The sequence below is a fragment of the Clostridium weizhouense genome, from assembly GCF_019431045.1.
GTDB classification, from domain to species: Bacteria; Bacillota; Clostridia; order Clostridiales; family Clostridiaceae; genus Clostridium; species Clostridium weizhouense.
In genome coordinates this window covers 18,990-42,764 of sequence record NZ_JAHXPT010000003.1, presented here as the reverse complement: position 1 = coordinate 42,764, position 23,775 = coordinate 18,990, and the positions used below count along the sequence as shown (strand labels likewise).

The window sequence follows — 23,775 nt, the reverse complement described above, 5'->3', positions numbered from 1 at the left end:
TTTATGTTATAATATATATATTTGCAAAACAATTTATCTTTGTTATTAATATATAATTTTTTATATGAATGCATAAAATTTTAATTGGAGGGTTACTTTATGGGCAATTTTTTTACTCATTCTTTATCAATAAATCTTAGACAAACACTTGTAGATATAACTCCATACATAAAAAATGATATTGAATCTAGCAATATTAAAAATGGAATTGTATTAGTTTATTGTCCACATACTACAGCAGGAATTACTGTAAATGAAAATGCAGACCCTGATGTTGTCATAGATTTAATTTATAGATTTGAAAAGAATTTTCCTACTTATGATATGAATTATAGACATTTTGAAGGAAATTCACATTCTCATATAAAATCTTCTATTATGGGAGCTTCTCATTCATTCATTCTTAACGATGGGAATTTAATATTAGGTCAATGGCAATGCATATATTTTTGTGAATTTGATGGACCTAAAAATAGACACTTTTATGTGAAAATACTTCAAGGATAAAAATCCAGCACTTGGCATCATCTCAAGTGCTGGATTCTTTATAGTTTATAATTTTTTATAAAGTTTATGTTGCTTTTTAAATATTTAAATACATTTATTTCAAATTAATTATTCTAACTACATTTTCTACACATTTTTCTAAGTTATATTCTCCAAATTCTAAAGCTTCATCTAATGTAGTTACTTTATTTAAAATACAAAATATTCCATCAATTCCTTCTGGATATAAAATTCCTACCCCTTTGCCCACTCGCCCGGCAAAGGCTATAACTTTTAAATTTTCCTTTTTAGCTACTTTAGCAACCCCTATTGGAGTTTTTCCAAATATAGTTTGATCATCTATACTTCCTTCCCCGGTAAATAGATAATCTGCGCCTTTAACTTTTTCAGATAAATTAGTATGTTCTATAACAATATCAATGCCTCTTTTTAATTCACCATTTAAAAATGCTAATAATGCTGCACCAAGTCCGCCTGCTGCTCCTGCACCCTCAACATATGCAATATCTTTTCCTAAACATTTTTTTATTATATTTGCATAATGGACTAAATTATTATCTAATTCTTTAATCATTTCTGCTGTTGCTCCCTTTTGTGGTCCAAAGATAACTGATGCACCTTTTTCTCCTACTAATGGATTTGTTACATCACAAGCTACTTCTATAGTTATATCTTTTAATCTATTATCTAAATTTGATAAATCTATAGTCTCTATATTTTTTAACATTCCACCACCAAATGAAATTTCTTTTCCATTCTTATCTAAAAGTCTTCCACCTAAAGCTTGAATCATACCAGCACCACCATCATTAGTTGCACTTCCTCCAATTCCTATAAGAATGTGCTTAACACCCTTCTCTAAAGCTGCTTTTATAAGTTCCCCTGTACCATAAGTTGTAGTTATTAATGGGTTTCTTTCTTCTCTTTTAATTAATTGTATTCCACTAGCAGTTGCCATTTCAATAACCGCAGTAGTACCATTTCCTAAAATACCAAAATATGATTTAACCTTATTACCTAAAGGCCCTGTTACTTCTAAGTTATATATATTACCATTTGTAGATTCCACCAAAGCTTCAACTGTTCCTTCTCCCCCATCAGCCATAGGTACTTTTATACATTCGGCAGTCGGAATAAGTCTTTTAATAGCCCTTTCCATAGCTTCACATACCTCTTTAGATGTCATACTTTCCTTAAATGAATCTGGTGCCAACACAAACTTCATGTCATTAACTCCTTCTACTATTCTAAAATTTTTTTATTTATTCTTATCTATTATTTAAATGGGATTTTTATTAATTCTTCTTTGAATATATTAAAGTATTATTCCAAATACTATCGTTGACACTACTGTCATTGTAAATCCAACTAAGGCTTCATAAGGAATAAGCTTTAATCTTTCTTTCATCTCCATATTTATACTACCACCAGTTGCATGGAAGAAACTTCCGTGTGGCAAACTGTCTAACACTGTTGCTCCTGCATGCATCATAGCTGCAGTTGCTAGAGATGATATTCCAAGCTCTATAGCTGTTGCTCCAAAAACAGAACTAGCAACTGCTGAACCTGATGTTGTAGATGCTGTTGCTGCCGCCATAAGTACTCCCGATACTGGTGCTAAAGCAAAGCTTGGCAATCCCAATGTATTAATTCCTTGAATTATTACATCTTTTAATCCTGAATTTGATATTATTCCTGCAAGTGTACCTGTTCCAATTAAAAGTATTGCAACACCACTCATTTTTCCAAGACCAAACGTAGCATATTCACTAATATTTTTAACTTTTCCCATAGCTAGTGCTCCACATATCCCTCCAACTGGAAGTGCTATTAATGGATCTATAGCTATTCCTGCTATAGGTCTTAGCATAAGTAATATTATTGCAACTAATGGTCCAATAATTGCAGGAAGAAAATTAGGTTTTTCTTCTATTTCTTGAGTTAAGTCTTCTTCTTTTACAAAGCTTCCCTTACTTTTTAATTTTTTTGCAATTATGCAAGTAATAATAACCCCAAATATAGCTGGTATTATTCCTGCCATCATAACATTAGTTAATGAAACTCCTAAATTATCAGATACTGCAATAGTATTTGGATTAGGTGACATTATATTACCAGCTTTTCCTCCACCTATCATCGCTATTAAAATTGCTGTTTTACTTAATTTTACTCTACTTGCTATAGCTAAAGCTATAGGTGCAACTGTTATTACTGCAACATCAATAAATACACCTACCATAGTTAAAACCATAGTTGCTATCGTTAAAGCTATTAATGCTTTGGATTCACCAATTTTACTTACAATAGTTTCTGCAATTTTAGCAGCTGCACCTGATTTTATAAGAACTCCTGCTAAAACTCCTGCTGTAAGTATTCTTAATATTGCTGGCATCATATTTTTTGCTCCAGCCATCATTAAATTTACAGTGCCTGTTAAGCCTGCACCACCTATAAGACCACCTATTAAAGCACCAAGTATTAAACCATATGCTGGATGAACTTTTTTAATAATTAATATAATTGCGATAATTAATGCAATTATGGCACCTAATGCTGTAACTGTAACTTCCATATTTATATCCTCCATATCATGTATTTTTTAATTAATACGTTTACTGTCATTAACAACGTTTACTATTTTATATGATATAGAATATAAATTCATTATGTTGTAAACGAAATTCACACCTAAATTATTGTTCAAATGCACAAAAGTTATTTTAAAATCTTTATATTTATAACTAAGAATTTAATTTATATCTTATATAAGCTGTTATTAATTGATATAATTCTAAGTAATTATCAAATCTTAAATTAGTTAACTCTTCAATTTTATTTAATCTATAATTTAAGGTATTTCTATGTATATGTATAGAATCTGAGACTTTCACTTTTTCACCATTCATCTCCATATGTGTTAAAAAAGTTTGTAAAAGTTCTTTGTCATTTCCCTCATCTGAAATTTTTTTAATAATATTATCACCATCATATCTGTTTAATAAAGACTTTACCTCATGAAAAAATTTTATAGTTTTATAATCATATATTATTTTTTCATTATACAGTTTACTGCCTATATTAATAGCATTTACAGCATCCATTAAAGAGTACATGATAAATTTATTAAATCTTCCAATCCCTATTTTAATATCTACTTTTTCTACTTGTTCTTTAAACCTATTAATTCTGTTAATTGTATAATTATTATAAAATAATATTAAGGCAATTCTATTTGATGATATATGAATACTATATTCACCATCTTTTAGAAATTTTTTAATCAAAGATTTAACTTTTTTTTCTTGTTTATCTTCATGATGAATTACAGTTACTATTCTTTCATTATTAACATCAATTCCTAAAGAATTTCCTCTTTGAATAAATTCTTCACTATACTCCTTATTATTTATCCATTCATATATAAACTCTTCTATTAATTTTTGTTTTATAATATGTTCATTTATTGAATATTCTTGGCTTATTAAAAGTTCTGCTGTTATACTAACAAGTTGCCCAAATGGTCTAACTATCTCTGGCAAACCAGTTATTCCTATGACTCCAACAGCTTCATTTCTAAAAAATATAGGAATATTAACTCCTGGCTTTGTATATTTATGATTTTCAAAGATTTCAACTGTCTCTTTTGTATCTAAAGCATCTACAGCACCTTCGTGTATGCTACCTATCCTCGATGAATCTCCACTCCCAATAATTATCCCTTTGTTATTCATTATATTTACATTATAAGGTATAACTTCCATCATCTTATCGACTATATTTTGAGCTAACTTTTTACTTAACATATATCCTCCTTAAAACATATACTGCATATGTTGTAACTAAGTTAATAAATTTATATTTTTTATTTGATTTTTATAAAAAGTAAATGTCTATATTATTACTATAAAATTAGAATTATATATAATAAATTTTCTATATAAATTCTTCACTATACTGATTAATTAATGAATAAACTTTATTGGAATTTATATACATAATAATTTCAACAATTATAGTACCTACTTATTTTTAAGTAAGTGCTTATTATATATTATTTTAGTTTATTATTCTAGTTTTAATTTATGAATATATTACACTCTTTATTATATAAATTATCACTATAATTGTCTTCATACTAATTTTATTAATATTTAGTATGAAATTTATTTAATTTATTTGTTATTAATATTAACTTCTTTTACATTATTCCATAATATAATAAAAAATCAGGAAGTTTAAAATACTTCCTAATTTTTATCTAATTTTTAACATAGTTTTTGTTCAAATATATTGTCCAAATTAACTTTCTTAACACGATCTTGTATTTCATCTATATTTGTTGTATAAAGTCCTAATTCTTGCATTCTCTTAAAGTAACCAGCTCCAGCAAATGTATATCTGTTTTTTCTACCTTCTCTTGTATTAGCTTTCTCATTTGCAAAACTTATAATATCTCCAATTGCAATAGAAGACGGAAGTATAAGAAGAGGCATTCCCATTATTAATCTAACTGCATTATGTCCAGCTAAAGAACCAGTGCAAATTGCTTCAGTATGACCTACAAATAGTCCACTTTTTTCTCCGGCACAGAATAAATTATCTACTCCAACAACTTTTAAGTCATTAGTTCTAGGGGCAACGGAAAGATATCTAATTGAATTACCTTTGCTTCCTGCATATGGATCAACATATTTAGCATTTTCTAATCCTTTAATTTTCCTTAATTTCTCTAATGGATAATAGGTAGTCATTAGCTTTGCATGTCCAGTATCCAACAATACCACATTTTCAGCAAATTCTTTTAATGCATATTGTTGGCAAACTTTAGTACTAAGTTTACCATAATTAACATCTTCTTTAGGAATTTGTAAAACTACAACACCATCCTTATCTAATTTATTTTTAATTTCTTCTGATAAACTTTCTTTAGCAAGTTTACAAGAACCTGAAAATGCACCAAGTACATCATCATCTCTTTCACCTTGAATATCAGAAACACCACATCTTTCACTAATACTTATTCTAGGACCAAAAGCTGGACATCTTAATACACACATTGAGCATCCATTACCATAACGCAAACAATTTCCCATTGGTCCAGTTGTACCAGTAGTTTCAATAAATACATCTCCATCAATGTACGTATCATCACTTAAATATACACCATGAAGTTTATTACCATCAAATTTAACGTCATTAACTCTACTTTCAATCAATATTTTTATGCCTAATGTCTCTAAATATCTTCTAACCTCTCCTTCAATAATATTTACATTATATAAAGTGGCGTGTTTATGACCTGGGAATTCTATATTAGTATGTGTTGCTACTTTATCTGAAATTTTTATTAAATCACCTGCACCTAAAGCAATAAGTTCTTCGGAAGCTGTATATCTTCCATTATTTCTCATTATTCCACCAACATTACCTAATCCGAGTAAAAGATCAGTTTTCTCAATTACAACAACTTCTGCTCCAGCTTTTCGGCTACTGATTGCTGCGGCACACCCAGACCAACCTCCACCAATAATAACAACCTTCATATAAATCTTCTCCCTTCAAATATACTCCTTGGATCAGACTGCTCTTTGCAGAATCTTTTTACTCTATGACCAGAAAATCTTGCAGTACAAGCACCACAAACCCCTTCTCCGCAACACATTTTAAAGTTATTACAACAAGATAATAAAACATCTTGTCTATTTAAATTATCCAAATATTCTATAACGTTATAAGTTAAAATATCAGCACCAGCTATATGAATAAATTTAACGCCTTCCTTCAATGCATCTTTAATAATGACCTTACAATAATCTGATAATTTCCCAGCTTCTAATAAATTATAGTCTTTAGATTTTATTGAATATTCTTCTAAAAGATTACTAGCAAAATTATCTTTAAATGGGGTTCTATCAATCACCACATTAACATCATTTTCTTGTGCAATTAATTTCCGTATTACAGGCATCATTGGAGCTACTCCTATTCCTCTTGCAAGTACTAATGATTTACCTCCTTTTTGAGCAAGTATATTTTTAATTCCAAATACACCATTCCAATAAGGTCCTCTAATTACTATGTTATCTTCTTCCTTAATATTTAAAACATTTTTAGTTTTTACACCTCTAATCTCTATTAATATTGTTATTATATTAGTCTCTATATTCGATTCCATAATGGAAATTGGAATATCAAAATAAGCATTTTCGTTTGTTCTAACAAATATATAACTACCTGGCTTAACTAAATCTAAAGCTAATTTATGAGGAGCTTCAAATTTAATCATAACAACTTCTTTATTAAAATTAGTTATTTCTTTAACAGCACATGTATAACTTTTTCTACCTTCTTTAGCCTTATTGCCATTGTTAAATAATTCTTGATATATGCAAACCCCCTTCCAATTTAAGCAATCACAAAAACATTCTCCTTGTAACTGCGAACATAATAAACAGTCTCCCGATTCAGCAAGCTTACACGGACAATATTCTGTTCCAGCATCGATGCAATCTATTGCTTCTTTTATCATTCTATCTCCTTCTGGTAAAATTGCTCCTCAATAATAATTTATAATTTTGAAATTATTTTGATACAAATAATGTATGACAAAATTCTCTTATTTAGACTTAAAATTTAATAATTATAAACTAAACATATAGAAAATAATTATTAAATAATATATAATGTTATAAAAAGACATTACATGGAGGTAAAATAATGTTAGTGATAATTTCTCCATCTAAAACTTTGGATTTTAATAAAACAAATAAGAATTTACCAATGACAAAACCTAAATTTTTAAGAGAAGCTAAGATTTTAGTAAATGAATTGAAAAAATATGATTCATTTTCTTTATCAAAACTTATGAAAATAAGTGATAAATTAGCTACATTAAATAAAGATAGATTTGAAAAATGGACTGACTCTTTAGAAAATTCAAGACAATGTTTAATTGCATTTAAAGGAGATGTGTTTAACGGTATAGATGTTGGAAGTTTTAATGAGGAAGATTTTTTTTATACAAATGAACATTTAAGAATTTTATCTGGACTTTATGGACTTTTAAATCCATTTGATGGAATAAATCTATATAGGTTAGAAATGGGAATTAAATTTATATTTAATAACTATAAAAATTTATATGAGTATTGGGATAATAAATTAATAAATAAAATATTAAAAGACATATCAAAAACAGAAAATAATATATTAGTTAACCTTGCTTCTTACGAATACTTTAAATCAATAGAAGATATAAAAAAATTAAATCCTAATATAAAAATAGTAACTCCTATATTTAAAGAATATAAAAATGGTGAATATAAAATAATATCTATAAAAGCCAAAAGAGCAAGAGGTCTTATGACTGCATTTATAATGAAAAATCAAATTAATAATGTAGATAATATAAAAAAATTTGATTTAGAAGGATATAAATTTGATGAAAATCTCTCAAATAATGAAGATTTAGTTTTTACAAGACATAATGAAGAATAATTAAATTCTAAAATATAACTAAAAAAATCAGGAAGCAAAAAAGCTTCCTGATTTTTTATCTTATTTAAAATATAATAATATTAAAACTCAATAGCATTACATCTTATCTTATATGTTATTTAAAATTTCCATAAACAAGTTCTTTAACATTATGATTTTCAAACGCAACTGTTTCTAAAACATGATTATATATTTTTTGTGTTTGATTCCATCTATCTGTACAATTTAAAACAACTATTATTATATCTTTACCATTATGATTAATAGATGAAACTAAACATTTACCTGCTCCACCTGTATATCCTGTTTTTACCCCATTTGCTCCTGGTATAAGCCAAAGTATTTTATTTATATTATTATAATCTCTTGTAAAATTATATTTATTTTTTGAAATTTGTTTACTTCCAACAATTTCTCTAAATAAATCATATTGCATTCCTTTAGATGTTAATATGGCTAAATCATATGCTGATGAATAATGTGAATTACTATCTAATCCATGTGGTGATTCAAAATGTGAATCTAATACTCCTATTCCTTTTGCATAATGATTCATTATTTCAGCAAATCCTTCTATTGAACCTCCTAAAGATTCTGCAATAGCTATTGCTGCATCATTTCCTGATTTAAACATAAGACCAAATACTAACTCTTTTAATGCAATTTCTTCTCCTGCTTTATACCCCACCTTAGATCCTCTAATACTTGCAGCTTTTTTGCTTATAGTTACTTTGTCATCTAACTTACCTTGTTCAATAGCAATAATTGCTGTAAGTATTTTAGTGGTACTCGCCATAGGTACTATTTCATATCCATTTTGTTCAAAAAGGACTTGACCTGAATCCCTATCTAAAGCAATTGCACATCTTGCATTAACTCTAAAATTATTTTTTATTTTATTATCTGCTTGAACAGTCGTTGAGAAAATTTGAATAATAATAATATTAATTAATAACACTATTATATTATTTTTGATAATTTTTCTCATAATACTCACCTTCTTAATTACTATTTAATCCTAGTTTTCCTTTAAAGTTAATTTTTAAACCTATACTTATAAAAAAAATGGTTTTATTTTTAGATAATCTGTCAATACTTATAAAATGTATAACAGTTGGAGGTATATTTATGAAATTATTTTTTATTTGCTTAATAATTTTATTAATTATATTAATACCTTTTCCTTTAAAAATTAGTATGTACTTTTCAGATGAAGATTATTATATAAAATTATATAAAATTATTATTTTGTCAAAAAAAAAGACTACACATGATGTTAAATTAGAAAAAAAAGAAACTGTTAATAAAAAAGATAAAAAGAAGCCATCAAAAGAAAGTCATATTAAATTATTTAAAAAAATAAATAAAAGATTTTTAATTAATAAACTTTATAATTCAAAATTCAAACCATTTGTTAATTTAACAGGAAATTTATATTATTCACTTGGCGATGCAGCAAATACCGCAATTTCATATGGTATATTATGTCAAGCATGTCCTATAATATATTTTATTTTTAATATATTATTTAAAACAAATAAATTTAAATTTAATATAAATCCTGTATTTAAAGATAAAATTTTAGTAAAATTTGAAATTTCAAGTATATTATTCTTTTCAATTGCAAACATTATAAATATATTAATCATTATATTTAAATGTATGATTTATTCAAAGGAGGTGGACCCTTAATAGGGTAATATTATGACAAATGAACAACCTGTTGAGAACTTAATGAGAAGTACAATGGAAAATCTTAGAGATATGATTGATGTAAATACAGTAATAGGTGATGCTGTTGAAACAAAAGATGGTACTTATATAATACCTATTTCTAAATTAAGTTTTGGTTTTGCATCAGGGGGTGCAGAATACTCTACACTACAACAAAATGCTAATAAAGAATCAAAATTTCCATTTGGTGGTGGTTCTGGTGCTGGAGTTTCTGTTAAACCAGTTGCATTCTTAGTTGTTAAAGATGATGGGGTAAGAATGCTACCAGTTGATCAAGATTGTACTTATGATAGAATTGTTGATACCGTTCCTCAAGTTATAGATATTGTAAAAGATTTAATAAAAGATGTAGGAAAAAAGAATAAAAATAATAAATCTGGTAATACTACTAATATCGATGTAGATATTACAGAAGAAATTAACCCTTCTTCTAATGATACTACATCTGATTAAAAATAACTCCTAATTTTTTAATTTCATACACATTAACATGGAATAGGTGTACTGATTGAATTCAGTACACCTATTTTAATATATAATATATATTTTAAAATAATGATAAATCAATATGCTCGTCTATTTGATCTATTATTTTATTTCATATACCTAAAATTTAGCTAGTCCTCATTAAACTCTTCATCAATAATATTATATTGAGAATTTTCTTCTGCAAAAAAATCTAATGATGGTAGTTGTTTTAAGTCTTGAATTCCAAATTGTCTTAAAAATTCTTCTGTTGTGCCATATAATATAGGCCTTCCTGGAACTTCTAATCTTCCTACTTCTTTAACAAGTTCTCTTTCTATTAATCTTTGTATAGCACTTTCAGATTTTACACCTCTTATTTCATCGATATCAATTCTTGTTATAGGTTGTTGATATGCTATAATAGCTAAACTTTCTAATGATGCCTGTGATAATGATTGTCTTTTACTCTTTTTTAAAAGTTTTTGGATATAATTACTATTTTCTGATTTAGTAACTAATTGATACGATCCCTTTATAAAAATAAGCTTTATACCTCTTTCTTGCTTCTCATATTCTTCAATCATTTCATGTATAACTGATTCAACTGCCTCTTTTTCTTCTTCAAGGTAAATTGATAAATCTTTTAAACTTAATGGTTCTCCACTAGCAAATAATAATGCTTCTATTGCTGATTTTAAAGATTTTTTCGTAAACTCTTCTATAAATTGAATTTGTAATGTACTATTCTTCTTCAACCTCGTCTCTCCTTTCAATTATTATGTTATTGAAATTATTGCTTTGGTATACCTTAATTTTCCTTAACTTTATCATTTCAAGTAATGCTAAAAAACTTACAATGCATTCTAACTTACATTCACATTTAGCCATTATTTCTGAAAATCTGTTTACTTCATTTTCTTTTAATAAAAGTAATATATGATCCATTTTATCTTCGATTTTATACTTATCAACAAATATTTTCTTTTGAATTACATTCGCTGTATTTCGCTTATTATTATAAATTTCTAAAAGATTATTGTACATATTATATAATTCCAAAAGAGTTAAATTTTTAAGTAAATCCTCATTACTTTCAGGGATTTTAATTTCTTCTATTATTTCAGGCTTTTTTGTATACAATTCTCCTGAACTTATATGCTTTTCTTTGAAAAATTCTGCCGCTTTCTTTATTTTTCTATATACTATGAGTTTCTCAAGAAGATTTTTTTCTTGATCTTCTTCCTCTTCATCTTCTTTTTTAGATTTTGGCAATAAATGTTTAGATTTTATTTCAATTAATGTAGCTGCTACAACAATAAATTCAGAAGTAAGTTCTAAATCCATAACTTTCATATCATCAAGATATTTTAAATATTGATTTGTTATTTTTGATATTTCTACATTATAAATATCCATTTGATTTTTTTTTATTAGATGAAGTAATAAATCAAATGGTCCTTCAAAATTTTTAATCCTAATATTAGGAAAATCCATATATTCACCCACCTTTTACAGCATGGATATCTGTTATTTTAATTCTCTTCTTTACATAATAACAATTATATAGATTTTAAACAAGATTATTAGTTAAAAATCAACTATATTGCTTAATATAATACAAAAAGATTACAAAAAATTAAAAGGTATGTATCCTATTGAATATAGGAAGCATACCTTAGCAGCATAATCTTTTATTATTTCCTCTGTTTACTTGACAGAAGCAGTTTAATTTAATCTATCCACGTTCTATGTACATCTATTCTATACGCCTTTTTCAAATAAATTCTTAATATTATACTTAATGTTATCAAATATATTACCTTTTTTAATATCTCTATCAGAATATATGTCTATTTCTCCTACTTTTTCTTCTCCTAAGTAGACTTCACATTTACCAACGATTTCGCCTTGTTTATATTCTGGTTTTAATTCATCAATAACAATTTTCTTAGTTAATTCAGCACTACTACCTTTAGGTATTACTGCTGTTAAGTCATCCTTTGCTTTTGCCATAAAGAATTTATCTCCTTGTTTATTCATAGGCACTTTTTCTACATCTTCATCTTTTGATACTACTTTTTTACCCTCATATTTTGAAAAACCATGATTTAATAATATTCCTGCATCTCTATTTCTTATTTTATATGTCGGAGCACCCATAATTACTGTTAACATTCTTACTCCGTTTCTAGTTGCAGTAGCAGAAATACAATATTTCGCTTCGCTAGTAAAACCAGTCTTTAATCCATCACAGCCTTCAAAAAATCTAACTAATTTATTATGATTTACTAGTTCAATTGGAGATTTTCTTCCCTCTGAAATAGAATCCATATAAGTTCCTGTATATTTTAATACTTTTGGATGCTTTAACAATTCTCTAGACATTATTGCTATATCTGTAGCTGTTGATAAATGTCCCTCAGCTGGCAACCCATTGCAATTTTTAAATGTTGTATTTTTCATTCCTAACTCTTGTGCTCTCTTATTCATCAATACAACAAAATCGGCTTCATTTCCTGCTATATATTCAGCTAATGCAACTGCTGCATCATTTCCTGAAGCTATAGCTACGCCTTTTAAAAGTTCTTCTACAGTTCTTATTTCTCCTGTATCAAGTAACATTGTGCTTCCACCCATTTTTTTCGCATTTTCGCTACAAGTTACCTTATCATCTAGTTGCATTTTTCCACTATCTATTGCTTCCATAGTAAGTAACATTGTCATTATTTTAGTTACAGATGCTGGAGCAAATTTTTCATCTGGATTTTTCTCATAAAGCACTTTTCCTGTATTGGGTTCAATTAATAAAGCTGATTTGGCTTCAACATTCATACCCTCAGATTTATCCTCATCTTTTAATGTAGTTGCCTTTGCAGAACTTATTGGAACTAATAATACTGTAAAAATTAAAATTAAAGCAAAAGATATAAATCTTTTCATATTATTTTTCATCATTCTTCCTCCTTTCAGAATTAGTGTTACCAAAAGGATAAATAATATGATAATAAAATCTAAAATCACCAAAGATTTAATAATTTTTTTATTCTTTAAAAAATTTCAATGTTTAGTTTACAATAGATATATAATCTATATACTAAAGTTAGCATTAATACTATATATATTGAAATTTAAATTTTACATTTATTTAAATTAGCTTGTTAAATATAATTCCAGATTAAATTCAAAATTTTATTTTAAAAATCATATTTCAACATACTATATAATAAATAACTTAAGTTTAAAATATTTATCACTAAATACTATTTTTTAATAAAATTAAAAATAATATTAACCTTAAAACAGTATTTATATTCATAAAAAAATAAGGTAGATTAAACTTTAACATCTAATCTACCTCTAAAAATAATTATTGAGCTTGCTTTAATATATTTATTTAACACAATTATTACAAGGATCTGTTTTAGGACAACTTGAAGCAAAACCTTCTAAAACTTCTTTACTTTTAGCAAGTGATTTGCAATTTTTATCATAATGATATGATTTTCCTCCTTTTGTCCAATAAACAATTTTTTCTTCTTGTACAGGTTCATTTGTAGTTAAATCATTATTATTCTTTGATATAGTTGATTTTTCTTTACTTCCTGATATATTTGATTTATTATTTAGTGGACTTACATTGAATGTAATATCATTCCCATTTGAAGTTGCTATTATAGTTCCTTCTAAATCTGTTCTAAATACATTTATATTTTTAGCATTTAGTTTATCCATTGTTTCTTTATGTGGATGTCCATAGTCATTGTCCTTACCACAAGAAATTATTGCATACTTTGGATTAACTTTATCTAAGAAAGCTTGGCTTGTTGAAGAATGACTTCCATGGTGACCTAATTTAAGTACATCTCCACTTATATCTAATTGTTTAGATAATATTTCATTTTCACTTAAAGCTTCAGCATCTCCAGTAAAAACAAATGATTTATTTCCATACTTTAATCTTGTAGCTATAGAATAATTATTTAAATCTTCATATTTACTACTATTAGGTGCTAAAAATTGCAATGTTGAATTTCCTATATTTAATGTATCTCCTACAGTTGGAGCAGTAATCTTTGCCCCTTTACTTTGAAGAGCTTTTATCATTTTTTCAAAAGTCTTAGTTGTATGAGTAACTTTTGGAGCATAAAACTCTCCAATATTAAAGTTATTTATTATAGTAGCCATTCCACCTATATGATCCTCATGCGGATGAGTTGCTATTACATAATCTAAATTCTTAACTCCAATAGATTTCAAATAATTCAATGCTTTATTATCATTACATCCTGCATCTATTAAAATATTCTTTCCATCAATTTGAATTAATTCTGAATCAGCTTGTCCAACATCAATATAATGTATTTTTAGATTTGTTAAATCATTTTGACTAGTATTCTGTTTGGTTTTTGTTTGCCCACATCCTACTGAAAACATCGATATTAGTAATACTAATAATAAACTTAAGAACTTTTTCGTAGTTTTCATCTTATTCTCCTTCTCATTTGTACAATTTTTATATTTTCTTGTATTATTTTACCATTTAATCTGGTATAATTCAATAAATGATAAATATATTTAATTTTTATCTATTGCTTTTTTACTTTATAAATCTTATTTCTAAAAATTATGTTTATCATTTTTTACGATCTAGTACGTTTTTAATTATAAAAATAATGCAGTTACAAAAACTTGTTCATACCACTTTTCATTCATTACATTTTGCCTCCTAACTCAAATACTACACATTTCACATCTTTTCCTCAATAATTTTACTATCTTATGTAATTTAAGTCAAAAATTAATGGCAGAACATAGAAATCAATCCATATACCACCATTACTGAATTTATTTAAGTTTTATTTTTAATAAATTTCTAAAAAAATAACATGAAATCAAGCTCTAGGATGAGTATTCATATATATAAAGTTTATTTTATCATTATTAATGATTTCATAATAAGTATCCATATATGTTAATACCTGATTTCCTAATAATTTTTGTACGGCTCTTACATTTGCACCATTTTGAAGAAGGTGAACTGCAAATGAATGTCTAAAAGTGTTTAAGTTTACATCCTTATCCACATCTGCTTTTTTAGAATATTCTTTAACTATTCTCCAAATTCCTTGTCTTGTTAGTTTATGTCCATTTAAGTTTACAAATAAATTTTGTACTCCACATTCTGCAATTTTATATCTTATACTTAAATACTCATTTAGTGCTCTACAAGCACTTCTTCCTATTGGTATCAATCTCTCATAATTTTTACTATCAGTGCATCTTACAAAATGTAACTCAAGATTTACATCGTCTACATTTAAAGAGATAAGCTCAGATACCTTCATACCTGTTGCATACATTAATTCTAGTAATGCATTATCACGTATTCCTTTAGGACAATCTTTTTCTACTGTTCTTATTATCTTGTCCACTTCATCAATAGTTAAAATCTGTGGTAGCTTCCTATTATTTTTTGAACTCTTATATTCTATCTTTGGAACTTCTTTAATTAAAGATTCACCTTTCAAATATGAGTAAAAACTTCTAAGACTTATTACTATTCTATTTACAGATCTTTCTGATTTACCAGATTCTAATAAATGTTGTATATATGCTAATACTGTTAAATCATCACTTTTAAATACATCTATACCCTTTTTATTTAAAAACTTAAGATACAATGTCACATCCGTTACATAAGCATATATAGTATTTTCACTTTTTCCACTGTTAAATAAATATTCTTTATAATTATTTATAATATCTATCATTACTCTCTCCTATACCATTGATTATGATTATTATTCGACAAAATTATCTTTTTTCCCTCTTTACCATGATTTATATCTTAAGTTTATAACTTTTTACATTAAGCACATAAAAGAAATAATAAATAAAACATGTATCTTATCCTTTATCTCTTAATAAAATTTAGAAACCACAAATTTCACAAAGTTAGGTGATACATAAGTTTCTACCAATACTCCTATCATAAATAGTACTAATATTATTATTAGTTTGTTTCCTATAAAACTTAAGAATGGATCATTGGTATTTGCTCTTTTTAAAAATTTCCCTTTAAATCTTTGAGTAGACATAGCTAATGCTATAACACTTAATGCTATAAAGCAAGGAATATATATTAAATTCTGAGGAATTACAGATGCTAGTGCTAGTCCAATACCTTTTCCATCAAATGTTGTCATTATAAAACAAAATGTATACCCAAGTGTAAATCCTTTTAACATATCTAAAATTAATATGAATGGCATACCAAAAAAAGTTAAACCTAATATAAATATAGGTACTATTAATAATATATTTTTCTTTATAACATTAAATAACAAATTTTCATAATTAACAGGGTTATCCCCTATTGAAGATGTAAAACTTGAAAAATAACTCACCAGATCATTTCTATTTGATGGACTCATATACTTAACTACATAAAGACCAAAGGATATTCCTAAACAAAACATTATAAGTACCATAAAAAAGTATACTTTTTTATCTCTAAAGGTTTCACCGAGCTTATTTATTATAAAATTCATCTCTTATTCCTCCTCAAGTTACTCTACTTTATACTATGTTTAATATTCCAAAATTATTCATAGAACCTAATTTTATGTATGTTAATAAAAATTTTGCGATTTTTATTTAAGAACCTTTATAATCCAGATAATTGCTTACTATAGAATAAAATTACTATGTTATATTTTATTAATATTTCATAACTTCTAATGAATAATTTTTTAATTTTATATAAAATTAAAAAAGATGACTTTTAATCTAGTCATCTTTAACTTAAAAAATATTTATTCTTTAATCCAAATAGAATATGATTTAGAATTCACACTAAAATTACCATATCCTTTTTCATCTATAACTACTTTTTCTTTAATATTACCTGATATATCAAAGAAATCCATTCCAGAATGTTTTTCTCCAATAAACATAGTTTTGTTATCTTTTCTTCCATTAGAAATTAATGCAGCTATTCCAGAGTTTTCATGAAAATCATCTCCTTCTCTGGTCCATCCAATAACATTTTTATCATCTATATAATCATGTTGAATTCCATAAGCATAATCTTTTCTTACTTTTAAAATCACATCAAGTTCTTTTTTAAAACCCGGAAATTTCTTTTCAGGTATTCCATAATAATCACCATAAAAAACACAAGGATAGCCTTCTTTTCTTGTTAATATAAAAGTATATGATAATAATTTGAACCATGATTTTATCCAAGATTCAAGTGATTGCCCTGGTTGTGTATCATGATTTTCGATAAAAGTAACAGCACATTTTTCATCATATTCTACTAAAGTGTCTCTTAAAATACTTCTCATATCAAATTCACTTTCTAAGTTTGCTGCATCAAAAAATTTATAATGAAGAGGAACATCAAATAGTAACATACTATCTTGAACTTTCTCTTTATAATATTTAAGTTTATTTATATCTCCAGACCAATACTCTCCTACAGCAAATAATTTTTTACCACTAGTCATTCTTACATGATCTAACCAATCCTTAAAAAAATCAAATTTTATGTGTTTTATTGCATCTAACCTTATTCCATCTATGTTAGTTTCTTTTATATACCAATCTCCCCATGCTTTAAGTTCATTAATCACATTAGGATTATCCATATCTATATCTGCACCCATTAAAAAATCATAATTTCCATTTTCATTATCTACATCCTGAGACCATTGCTTATTTGAAAATTTAAAAATTCCTTTATGTTTATTTAAATCATCAAAGTCAACACCTGTAAAATCACTAGCTTTCCATTTATAAGAAGAATATTTCTCTCCTCTTCCTGGGAAATTAAATACAGTAAAGGCTTTAATATCTTTAGAATTTTCAATAATTTTATTTCTATTATTTTTATCAACAAGTTGTGCATTTACTAATTCACTTTCATCTGCTCCACATTTGTGATTGAATACTATATCAGCATAAACCTCTATACCATTTTTTTGTGCTTCATTTATAGCTGATATATATTCATCTTTTGTTCCATACTTAGTTCTTATAGTACCTTTTTGATTAAATTCTCCTAAATCATATAAATCATATATACCATATCCAACATCATCTATTCCTTTTGCACCTTTATATGCTGGTGGTATCCATAAAGAGGTAATTCCTACCCCCTTTAGTTCTTTTGATTCTTCTTTAAGCTTATTCCAAAGAGAACCATCATTAGGATAATGCCATTCAAAATATTGCATCATTGTTTTATTATCTTTTTCTTTATTTGAATTTTCTTCTATTTTGTTTAAATTTCCTTCTTTAATCTTATTTATCTTAAAAGTTTCTAAATCTTTATTTTTTTCTTGATTACTTTTTTGATTAGTATTTGACTTAGAATATGTTTTTCCTCCCACTATTAAGACTATAATAAAAACTATTATAACAAACCATATCATCTTATTAACATCCCCTTCTATATAAAAATTTTATTTTCGGTATCGATTCCAGTTTTCTTTTTGTTAATTATTGCTGATATTTTAATCTACAACTAAAATATCAACAATAATTTAAAATATAAGATTAATTTCATATACTTAATTTATTCCCATCCTAAAATAAAAGCTCTATCATTTATTCTTATAGCTCTTCCATTAATCTTTTCTATTAGTATTTCTTGAACATTATCCACTGTTTTTTCTGTTATACTCTTTATTCCTGATGCCTTTCCTATACGTTCAAAACCATCATACCAAAGTACCATATTTTCATCTATAGTTACTTTATCTCTAACATTTTTATACTTAAAAATACTAACTGTAACTTTATTGATTCCTATTTTCTTTGCAATGGTATTAATAGTATTCTCTATAGAGCTTATAATATCATTAGATACTTCACTATCTTCTCTTACACTATATAAGTCTTTTATTGCCTTAACCCCTTCATCTAACGTAAAACTTTCTTTTTCTTCAAAATCTCTAATCATAGCTCTACGAATTTCCTCAATATATTTCCCTTTATCCATAATACATCTCCCCTTTGATTTATCTTCTATTGATAATGACAAGTCAAATTTAATAATTATACTTTTTAGGTATAATTAGGATTATTATATGTTATATTGATATGGTAAAGGTTTATATTTAGTATGTCAATACTATTTTTTTCTAAATAATTAGTTATATACTTACATAATATTTAACTTAGTATATAATTATAAGTGTTTAAAAACTATTTAAAACATAAAAAATAATACGCTAATATTCTTAACATATTTGATTTATTATTTTTTTATATGGTTAAATTATATTATTATGAGGTGATTATAAATGAATATATATATTACAAATGAACATTTTTCAGATGCTTGGTTTTGCTTTAAAGAAGGAGAAGAAAAAGAGAATTTATTAAATTTAAGTAATAAAATATGTGCTTCAATACATATTTTTTCTGATGAAGGTACAAACGATTTAGAATTTGTTTCTATTCCTTCAAATGAATTAAATTTACTTTCTTACGAATACTCTTGGTCTTATAAACCAATCATCAGATTTTCCACAACAGGAATAGAAGCTTCAGATAATATTATAAAAAAAGGAACTTCATATTTTACTGGACAAACTGATTATAATTTTTTAAATGCTCAAATTGAACTTGAAGAATTAACTGAAGATGTGATAAGATGTGCAGGAATATCTATTGAAGAATTAATACTATATGCTAAATTCCGTTGGTGTGAAGATATGGACTTAAATTGCATATTTGAAGATGAAGCATTATATATAGAAAATAAAATATCCTTAGGAAAAGAGAAAGTACAAAAATTAGCTGATGACCAATTTTGTTGGGCTCACTACGAAGATGATGACTATTAAAATATACTAAATATATTAAATGACTTTTATTTTTTCTATATATTATATAATATTATATATAACACATGTTAGGGGAGGTTTAATTTTTTATGAATAATATACTAACAGAAGAAAATATAAAAAAATTAAGAGAGGAATTAGACTATAGAATGACCGTAAAAAGAGCTGAAATAGCAAAAGAAAAGTTAGTAGCAGCTGCACATGGTGATAGGTCTGAAAATGCAGAATATAAAGAAGCTTGTAGGAACTATAGAGAAAATGATAATAGAATTCAATATTTATTAACTATGATTTCAACGGCAACTGTAATAGATGATAATAATATAGATACATCAACATTAGGTATTAATAGTAAAGCTAAAATTAGATTTGTAGAAGATGAATTTGAAGACATCATAACTTTAGTAACTACTATGGATTTAGATCCAGAAAATATGAAAATAAGTATAGAATCTGATTTAGGTAAAGCTTTAGCTGGCAAAAAGCAAGGTGACATAGTTGAAGTTATTGCTCCAGAGGAGAAATATACAGTAGAAATTTTAGAAATTTTATAAGTATATCTTAATAATTTACTCTAATTTTAAAGGGATTGTCTCAAAATCAATATACTATATAAAAAAGTTCATATTAAGTATAAAGCTCATGGGCAGAAGAATTTGCCATTATACTTAATATCAACATTTGTTTAAATATGGTAAATAAAGATGTTTTTGAGACATTCCTTTATTTATTTTATATAATCCATATTAATTATTTAAATACATTATTGCATATTCATAAAATAATATTTCTAGAATAATTTTATAAATTAAAATCAAACTAATCTATATATTAAGAGAAAGAGTTGATAATATGTTTATAGATAGAAAAGATGCTGGAGAACAACTTTCTATAAATCTAAAAAAATTTAAGGATGAAAATCCTATAGTTCTTGCTATTCCAAGAGGTGGAATAATAACAGCATATGAAACTATTAAAAAATTCAAATTTGAATGGGATTTGATTATTCCAAGAAAAATTAGTTTACCTTATAATAAAGAAGTTGCCATTGGTGCTGTATCTTTAGACGGAACATATCTTCTTGATGAAAGATATATAGATATGTTAAACATCTCTAAAGAATATATACAAAATGAAATGTTTCAACAGATAGATGAAATTAAAAAAAAATTAAATAAATATAAAGGTAATGAAAACTTTCCTGATGTAAAAAACAAAACAGTAATAATTATAGATGATGGAATTGCAACTGGTTTTACAATACAAGCTGCTATAAAATCAATAAAAAAACATGATGCAAAAAAAATCATATTAGCTATACCAATAGCACCGCAAAATACAATTTCTATGTTAGAAAAGATTGTCGATGAAGTTATCTGTTTATTTATTCCATATGATTTTTATGCTGTAGGTTCATATTATGAAAATTTTGAACAAACTACTGATGAAGAAATCTTTAATGTAATAAATGAATTAAAAAAGTATAGTTGTAATAAATAATTTCAAATCTATAACTCTAAAAAATCTCCACTAAATTTTTTAACTGTTATAATTTTAAGAATAATTTCTATAATAAATATTTTTTTAATTTAATAAATTAATTATACATTTTGCCTTTAAATTACCATTAATATATCCCTTGTATAGAAAATTGAAATGTGTTATTATAGTCTCACAACAAAGAGTAACTGTTTTTCGAATAGTTTTCTTTATACTTTCTGGAATATTCGCTGGCTCTTATTTTGAACCTACAGTTAAATTTCGGGAGTTCAATATTTAGATATGGAAATGTACTTTCAAGTAAGTCCTGTTATGGCATTGAAATTGATTGAAATATCTGTGAGAACACCCACCTATCGAGAGATAGGTGTCAAAATCAGAGTATCGATATTTTGGATATATTTAAGAAATTTCAAGCCAATGCTTAATAATGTTAAGCATTGGCTTTTTAAATTATTTAAACTCTAACTTATTAATCAATACTTTTAAACTTGCTATAAACATCATATCTAACATAATATAAATGTTGTTCTTGTCTATTTAAACATCTCATCTTGTTTTTAATTAAAAATTAAATATAAATATATTAAATCAAAATAATGCTATTAGTCATATATTAATCTTGTATTACTATTTGATCAGGTGATTATTATTAAATTATATGCTGGATTCAATATAAAACACTTGGAATTTTTAGGTGCTGGAACTCAAGGTAAGGTATACAAAATTGACTCATATAAATGTATAAAAATTTTTAAAAGAAAACAAATTTGCCATGATGAAATAGAAACTTTAGCTATGGCTCAAATAGATTCTCATTTTCCAAGACTTTATTCGTTTGGTGAAGATTATATTATACGTGAATATATAGATGGTATTGAGTTAGATAAATACTTATCAACACATTCCCTTACTGAAAATATTTCAAATAAGATTATTGAAATTTATGAAGCTATGAACTTAGTAGGCTATTCTCGATTAGATGCAGCTCCATTTCATATTTTCCTAAGTTCATCAGATGAAATAAGACTCATCGATACTGCTAGAGCTCTGAAAAAGAAAACTATATATCCATATTTAATTATTAAAAGCTTACAAAAGCTTGGTTATAAAAAACAATTCTTAGATTTTGTAAAAACTAACAGACCTGATATTTATACTAAATGGTTAAAATATTCTAAATAAATCATCATTAAATTAATCCATTACTATTATGAGAGGAGAAAAAAATGAGATTTATAATTTTTGGTGACTCAAAAGGCAAAAAAAATGGTATAAATGAAAAAGTATTAAAAGAAATAATGAGCCAAACATGTAAATTAGATCCCGAACCTGAATTTATTGTAATGTGTGGAGATACTGTGGCTGGAAGTTGTAAAGAAGAAGTACTAACCTTTCAATTAAACCAATTAAGAAACTTAATAGAAAAATATCATCCAGATAAACCATTAATACCTGTAGTAGGTAACCATGAAGTTAATATAGAGCCAATAGATGATAAATTTGAAAAAATATTTAGTAATGTTTATAATGATTTAAACCCTAGCGAATTTCTTGATGGATATAATAAAACAGTTTATTATATAGATTTTGATGATACTAGAATTATAGTACTTAATGCCTTTCATTATGGATCAACACACAAAATTGATAAAGTACAATTTAAGTGGTTTGAAGAAAAAGCCTCAGAATATAAGAAAAATAAATTTGTTTTTGTACATTCACCAGCATTTCCTACAGGAGCTCATTTAGGTCACTGCCTTGATTTATATCCTGAAGATAGAGATTGTTTTTGGAGAATAATTGATAAATATGATATAGATATAGTTTTCTCTGGACATGAACATAATTATTCTAGAAGAATAATTAACAATTCATTTAGTAATGAATTGTTTGCCTATAAAAAAGATGTTATTCAAGTAATTGCAGGCGGTGGCGGTGAAAAACTTCGTGATAAATATAAAAGTAAACAAGGAGTTATAGTACCCCCTATTGCTGTGTATCATTTTCTAGTCGTAGATATATATTCAGCTTCTATAAAAGTATGTGCTATAAGCTCAAAAGGTAAAAAACTTGATGAATTTAAAATAGACAAGACTTCTTATTAATTTTTAGAGTTAAATATATAAATAAAAAAATGTACTTTCACATAAGTCCTTTTACGGCATTAAGATTGATTGAAATATCTGTGAGAATACCCAACTATCAAGAG

Annotated in this window: 23 protein-coding genes and 1 other RNA gene; 10 read left to right on the top strand and 14 right to left on the bottom strand. The window is 26.0% G+C overall.

Features of this window, described 5'->3' with window-relative positions:
* The first annotated feature begins 99 nt into the window (after nt 1–99).
* Nucleotides 100–507: a secondary thiamine-phosphate synthase enzyme YjbQ gene (locus KYD98_RS04740; RefSeq protein WP_219778451.1), complete on the top strand. Its 408-nt coding sequence runs from the start codon at nt 100–102 to the stop codon at nt 505–507.
* A gap of 94 nt (nt 508–601) precedes the next feature.
* Here the strand turns inward: KYD98_RS04740 and KYD98_RS04735 are convergent, their stop codons facing one another.
* The 5 genes from KYD98_RS04735 to KYD98_RS04715 form a co-directional block, all read right to left on the bottom strand.
* A complete protein-coding gene (locus KYD98_RS04735) occupies nt 602–1,732 on the bottom strand; it encodes a glycerate kinase family protein (RefSeq protein WP_219778450.1) in 1,131 nt (376 codons plus the stop codon).
* Between the two features lie 90 nt (nt 1,733–1,822).
* The gene (locus KYD98_RS04730) at nt 1,823–3,079 is read right to left on the bottom strand and encodes a GntP family permease (RefSeq protein ID WP_219778449.1); all 1,257 of its coding nucleotides are present in this window, start codon (nt 3,077–3,079) and stop codon (nt 1,823–1,825) included.
* 169 nt (nt 3,080–3,248) lie between these two features.
* Complete coding sequence (locus KYD98_RS04725) at nt 3,249–4,310, bottom strand: CdaR family transcriptional regulator (RefSeq protein ID WP_219778448.1); 1,062 nt, start codon at nt 4,308–4,310, stop codon at nt 3,249–3,251.
* Nucleotides 4,311–4,772: 462 nt separating this feature from the next.
* Entirely contained in the window at nt 4,773–6,050 is a 1,278-nt protein-coding gene (locus tag KYD98_RS04720) for an FAD-dependent oxidoreductase (RefSeq protein ID WP_219778447.1), read from the bottom strand.
* Nucleotides 6,047–7,036, bottom strand: a complete 990-nt coding sequence (locus KYD98_RS04715; protein WP_219778446.1) for a sulfide/dihydroorotate dehydrogenase-like FAD/NAD-binding protein — start codon at nt 7,034–7,036, stop codon at nt 6,047–6,049. Before KYD98_RS04715 ends, KYD98_RS04720 begins: the two co-directional genes overlap by 4 nt.
* Nucleotides 7,037–7,224: 188 nt before the next feature.
* On the opposite strand from KYD98_RS04715, the gene yaaA reads away from it, so the two are divergent.
* Nucleotides 7,225–8,004, top strand: coding sequence for a peroxide stress protein YaaA (yaaA, locus tag KYD98_RS04710; protein WP_219778445.1), 780 nt, complete (start codon nt 7,225–7,227; stop codon nt 8,002–8,004).
* 115 nt (nt 8,005–8,119) lie between these two features.
* Here yaaA and KYD98_RS04705 read toward each other — a convergent pair whose 3' ends face one another.
* Nucleotides 8,120–8,992, bottom strand: coding sequence for a D-alanyl-D-alanine carboxypeptidase family protein (locus KYD98_RS04705; RefSeq protein WP_219778444.1), 873 nt, complete (start codon nt 8,990–8,992; stop codon nt 8,120–8,122).
* Between the two features lie 140 nt (nt 8,993–9,132).
* On the opposite strand from KYD98_RS04705, the gene KYD98_RS04700 reads away from it, so the two are divergent.
* A complete protein-coding gene (locus KYD98_RS04700; RefSeq protein ID WP_219778443.1) occupies nt 9,133–9,696 on the top strand; it encodes a DUF2953 domain-containing protein in 564 nt (187 codons plus the stop codon).
* A gap of 12 nt (nt 9,697–9,708) precedes the next feature.
* Nucleotides 9,709–10,191 (top strand): GerW family sporulation protein, encoded by a 483-nt coding sequence (ytfJ, locus tag KYD98_RS04695; protein ID WP_219778442.1) that lies wholly within the window; start codon nt 9,709–9,711, stop codon nt 10,189–10,191.
* 164 nt (nt 10,192–10,355) lie between these two features.
* Here ytfJ and scpB read toward each other — a convergent pair whose 3' ends face one another.
* From scpB to KYD98_RS04655, 8 genes are all read right to left on the bottom strand, one after another.
* Entirely contained in the window at nt 10,356–10,961 is a 606-nt protein-coding gene (gene scpB, locus KYD98_RS04690) for an SMC-Scp complex subunit ScpB (RefSeq protein WP_219778441.1), read from the bottom strand.
* Entirely contained in the window at nt 10,948–11,700 is a 753-nt protein-coding gene (locus tag KYD98_RS04685) for a segregation/condensation protein A (RefSeq protein ID WP_219778440.1), read from the bottom strand. The genes scpB and KYD98_RS04685 overlap by 14 nt, the downstream gene beginning before the upstream one ends.
* Nucleotides 11,701–11,967: 267 nt before the next feature.
* Entirely contained in the window at nt 11,968–13,158 is a 1,191-nt protein-coding gene (locus tag KYD98_RS04680) for a D-alanyl-D-alanine carboxypeptidase family protein (RefSeq protein WP_219778726.1), read from the bottom strand.
* 438 nt (nt 13,159–13,596) lie between these two features.
* Complete coding sequence (locus tag KYD98_RS04675; protein ID WP_219778439.1) at nt 13,597–14,691, bottom strand: ComEC/Rec2 family competence protein; 1,095 nt, start codon at nt 14,689–14,691, stop codon at nt 13,597–13,599.
* A 407-nt stretch (nt 14,692–15,098) separates the two neighbouring features.
* Nucleotides 15,099–15,977 carry a tyrosine-type recombinase/integrase gene (locus KYD98_RS04670; protein WP_219778438.1) on the bottom strand — a complete coding sequence of 293 codons (879 nt, stop codon included), beginning with the start codon at nt 15,975–15,977 and terminating at the stop codon, nt 15,099–15,101.
* Nucleotides 15,978–16,127: 150 nt separating this feature from the next.
* Nucleotides 16,128–16,757, bottom strand: coding sequence for a stage II sporulation protein M (spoIIM, locus tag KYD98_RS04665; protein ID WP_219778437.1), 630 nt, complete (start codon nt 16,755–16,757; stop codon nt 16,128–16,130).
* Nucleotides 16,758–17,021: 264 nt separating this feature from the next.
* Nucleotides 17,022–18,644, bottom strand: coding sequence for an alpha-amylase (locus tag KYD98_RS04660; RefSeq protein ID WP_219778436.1), 1,623 nt, complete (start codon nt 18,642–18,644; stop codon nt 17,022–17,024).
* Nucleotides 18,645–18,787: 143 nt separating this feature from the next.
* Nucleotides 18,788–19,213, bottom strand: a complete 426-nt coding sequence (locus KYD98_RS04655; protein WP_219778435.1) for a hypothetical protein — start codon at nt 19,211–19,213, stop codon at nt 18,788–18,790.
* 304 nt (nt 19,214–19,517) lie between these two features.
* Between KYD98_RS04655 and KYD98_RS04650 the strand changes: the two genes are divergently transcribed.
* From KYD98_RS04650 to KYD98_RS04625, 6 genes are all read left to right on the top strand, one after another.
* Nucleotides 19,518–20,063, top strand: coding sequence for a hypothetical protein (locus tag KYD98_RS04650; protein WP_219778434.1), 546 nt, complete (start codon nt 19,518–19,520; stop codon nt 20,061–20,063).
* A gap of 89 nt (nt 20,064–20,152) precedes the next feature.
* Complete coding sequence (locus KYD98_RS04645) at nt 20,153–20,617, top strand: GreA/GreB family elongation factor (RefSeq protein WP_219778433.1); 465 nt, start codon at nt 20,153–20,155, stop codon at nt 20,615–20,617.
* Nucleotides 20,618–20,915: 298 nt separating this feature from the next.
* On the top strand, nt 20,916–21,563 hold the full coding sequence (locus tag KYD98_RS04640; RefSeq protein WP_219778432.1) for a phosphoribosyltransferase: 648 nt from the start codon (nt 20,916–20,918) through the stop codon (nt 21,561–21,563).
* Between the two features lie 212 nt (nt 21,564–21,775).
* A non-coding RNA gene (gene ssrS / locus KYD98_RS04635) (6S RNA) lies at nt 21,776–21,966 on the top strand.
* A 281-nt stretch (nt 21,967–22,247) separates the two neighbouring features.
* Entirely contained in the window at nt 22,248–22,748 is a 501-nt protein-coding gene (locus KYD98_RS04630; protein WP_258049642.1) for a hypothetical protein, read from the top strand.
* Nucleotides 22,749–22,792: 44 nt separating this feature from the next.
* Nucleotides 22,793–23,671 (top strand): metallophosphoesterase family protein, encoded by an 879-nt coding sequence (locus tag KYD98_RS04625; protein ID WP_219778430.1) that lies wholly within the window; start codon nt 22,793–22,795, stop codon nt 23,669–23,671.
* The last annotated feature ends 104 nt before the right edge of the window (nt 23,672–23,775 follow it).

Bases quoted from the DNA above. Each gene is read 5' to 3' on its own strand.
- KYD98_RS04740 (WP_219778451.1), top strand. From the start codon at position 100: ATGGGCAATTTTTTTACTCATTCTTTATCAATAAATCTTAGACAAACA.
- KYD98_RS04735 (WP_219778450.1), bottom strand. From the start codon at position 1,732: ATGAAGTTTGTGTTGGCACCAGATTCATTTAAGGAAAGTATGACATCT.
- KYD98_RS04730 (WP_219778449.1), bottom strand. From the start codon at position 3,079: ATGGAAGTTACAGTTACAGCATTAGGTGCCATAATTGCATTAATTATC.
- KYD98_RS04725 (WP_219778448.1), bottom strand. From the start codon at position 4,310: ATGTTAAGTAAAAAGTTAGCTCAAAATATAGTCGATAAGATGATGGAA.
- KYD98_RS04720 (WP_219778447.1), bottom strand. From the start codon at position 6,050: ATGAAGGTTGTTATTATTGGTGGAGGTTGGTCTGGGTGTGCCGCAGCA.
- KYD98_RS04715 (WP_219778446.1), bottom strand. From the start codon at position 7,036: ATGATAAAAGAAGCAATAGATTGCATCGATGCTGGAACAGAATATTGT.
- yaaA (WP_219778445.1), top strand. From the start codon at position 7,225: ATGTTAGTGATAATTTCTCCATCTAAAACTTTGGATTTTAATAAAACA.
- KYD98_RS04705 (WP_219778444.1), bottom strand. From the start codon at position 8,992: ATGAGAAAAATTATCAAAAATAATATAATAGTGTTATTAATTAATATT.
- KYD98_RS04700 (WP_219778443.1), top strand. From the start codon at position 9,133: ATGAAATTATTTTTTATTTGCTTAATAATTTTATTAATTATATTAATA.
- ytfJ (WP_219778442.1), top strand. From the start codon at position 9,709: ATGACAAATGAACAACCTGTTGAGAACTTAATGAGAAGTACAATGGAA.
- KYD98_RS04685 (WP_219778440.1), bottom strand. From the start codon at position 11,700: ATGGATTTTCCTAATATTAGGATTAAAAATTTTGAAGGACCATTTGAT.
- KYD98_RS04680 (WP_219778726.1), bottom strand. From the start codon at position 13,158: ATGAAAAATAATATGAAAAGATTTATATCTTTTGCTTTAATTTTAATT.
- KYD98_RS04675 (WP_219778439.1), bottom strand. From the start codon at position 14,691: ATGAAAACTACGAAAAAGTTCTTAAGTTTATTATTAGTATTACTAATA.
- KYD98_RS04670 (WP_219778438.1), bottom strand. From the start codon at position 15,977: ATGATAGATATTATAAATAATTATAAAGAATATTTATTTAACAGTGGA.
- spoIIM (WP_219778437.1), bottom strand. From the start codon at position 16,757: ATGAATTTTATAATAAATAAGCTCGGTGAAACCTTTAGAGATAAAAAA.
- KYD98_RS04660 (WP_219778436.1), bottom strand. From the start codon at position 18,644: ATGATATGGTTTGTTATAATAGTTTTTATTATAGTCTTAATAGTGGGA.
- KYD98_RS04655 (WP_219778435.1), bottom strand. From the start codon at position 19,213: ATGGATAAAGGGAAATATATTGAGGAAATTCGTAGAGCTATGATTAGA.
- KYD98_RS04650 (WP_219778434.1), top strand. From the start codon at position 19,518: ATGAATATATATATTACAAATGAACATTTTTCAGATGCTTGGTTTTGC.
- KYD98_RS04645 (WP_219778433.1), top strand. From the start codon at position 20,153: ATGAATAATATACTAACAGAAGAAAATATAAAAAAATTAAGAGAGGAA.
- KYD98_RS04640 (WP_219778432.1), top strand. From the start codon at position 20,916: ATGTTTATAGATAGAAAAGATGCTGGAGAACAACTTTCTATAAATCTA.
- KYD98_RS04625 (WP_219778430.1), top strand. From the start codon at position 22,793: ATGAGATTTATAATTTTTGGTGACTCAAAAGGCAAAAAAAATGGTATA.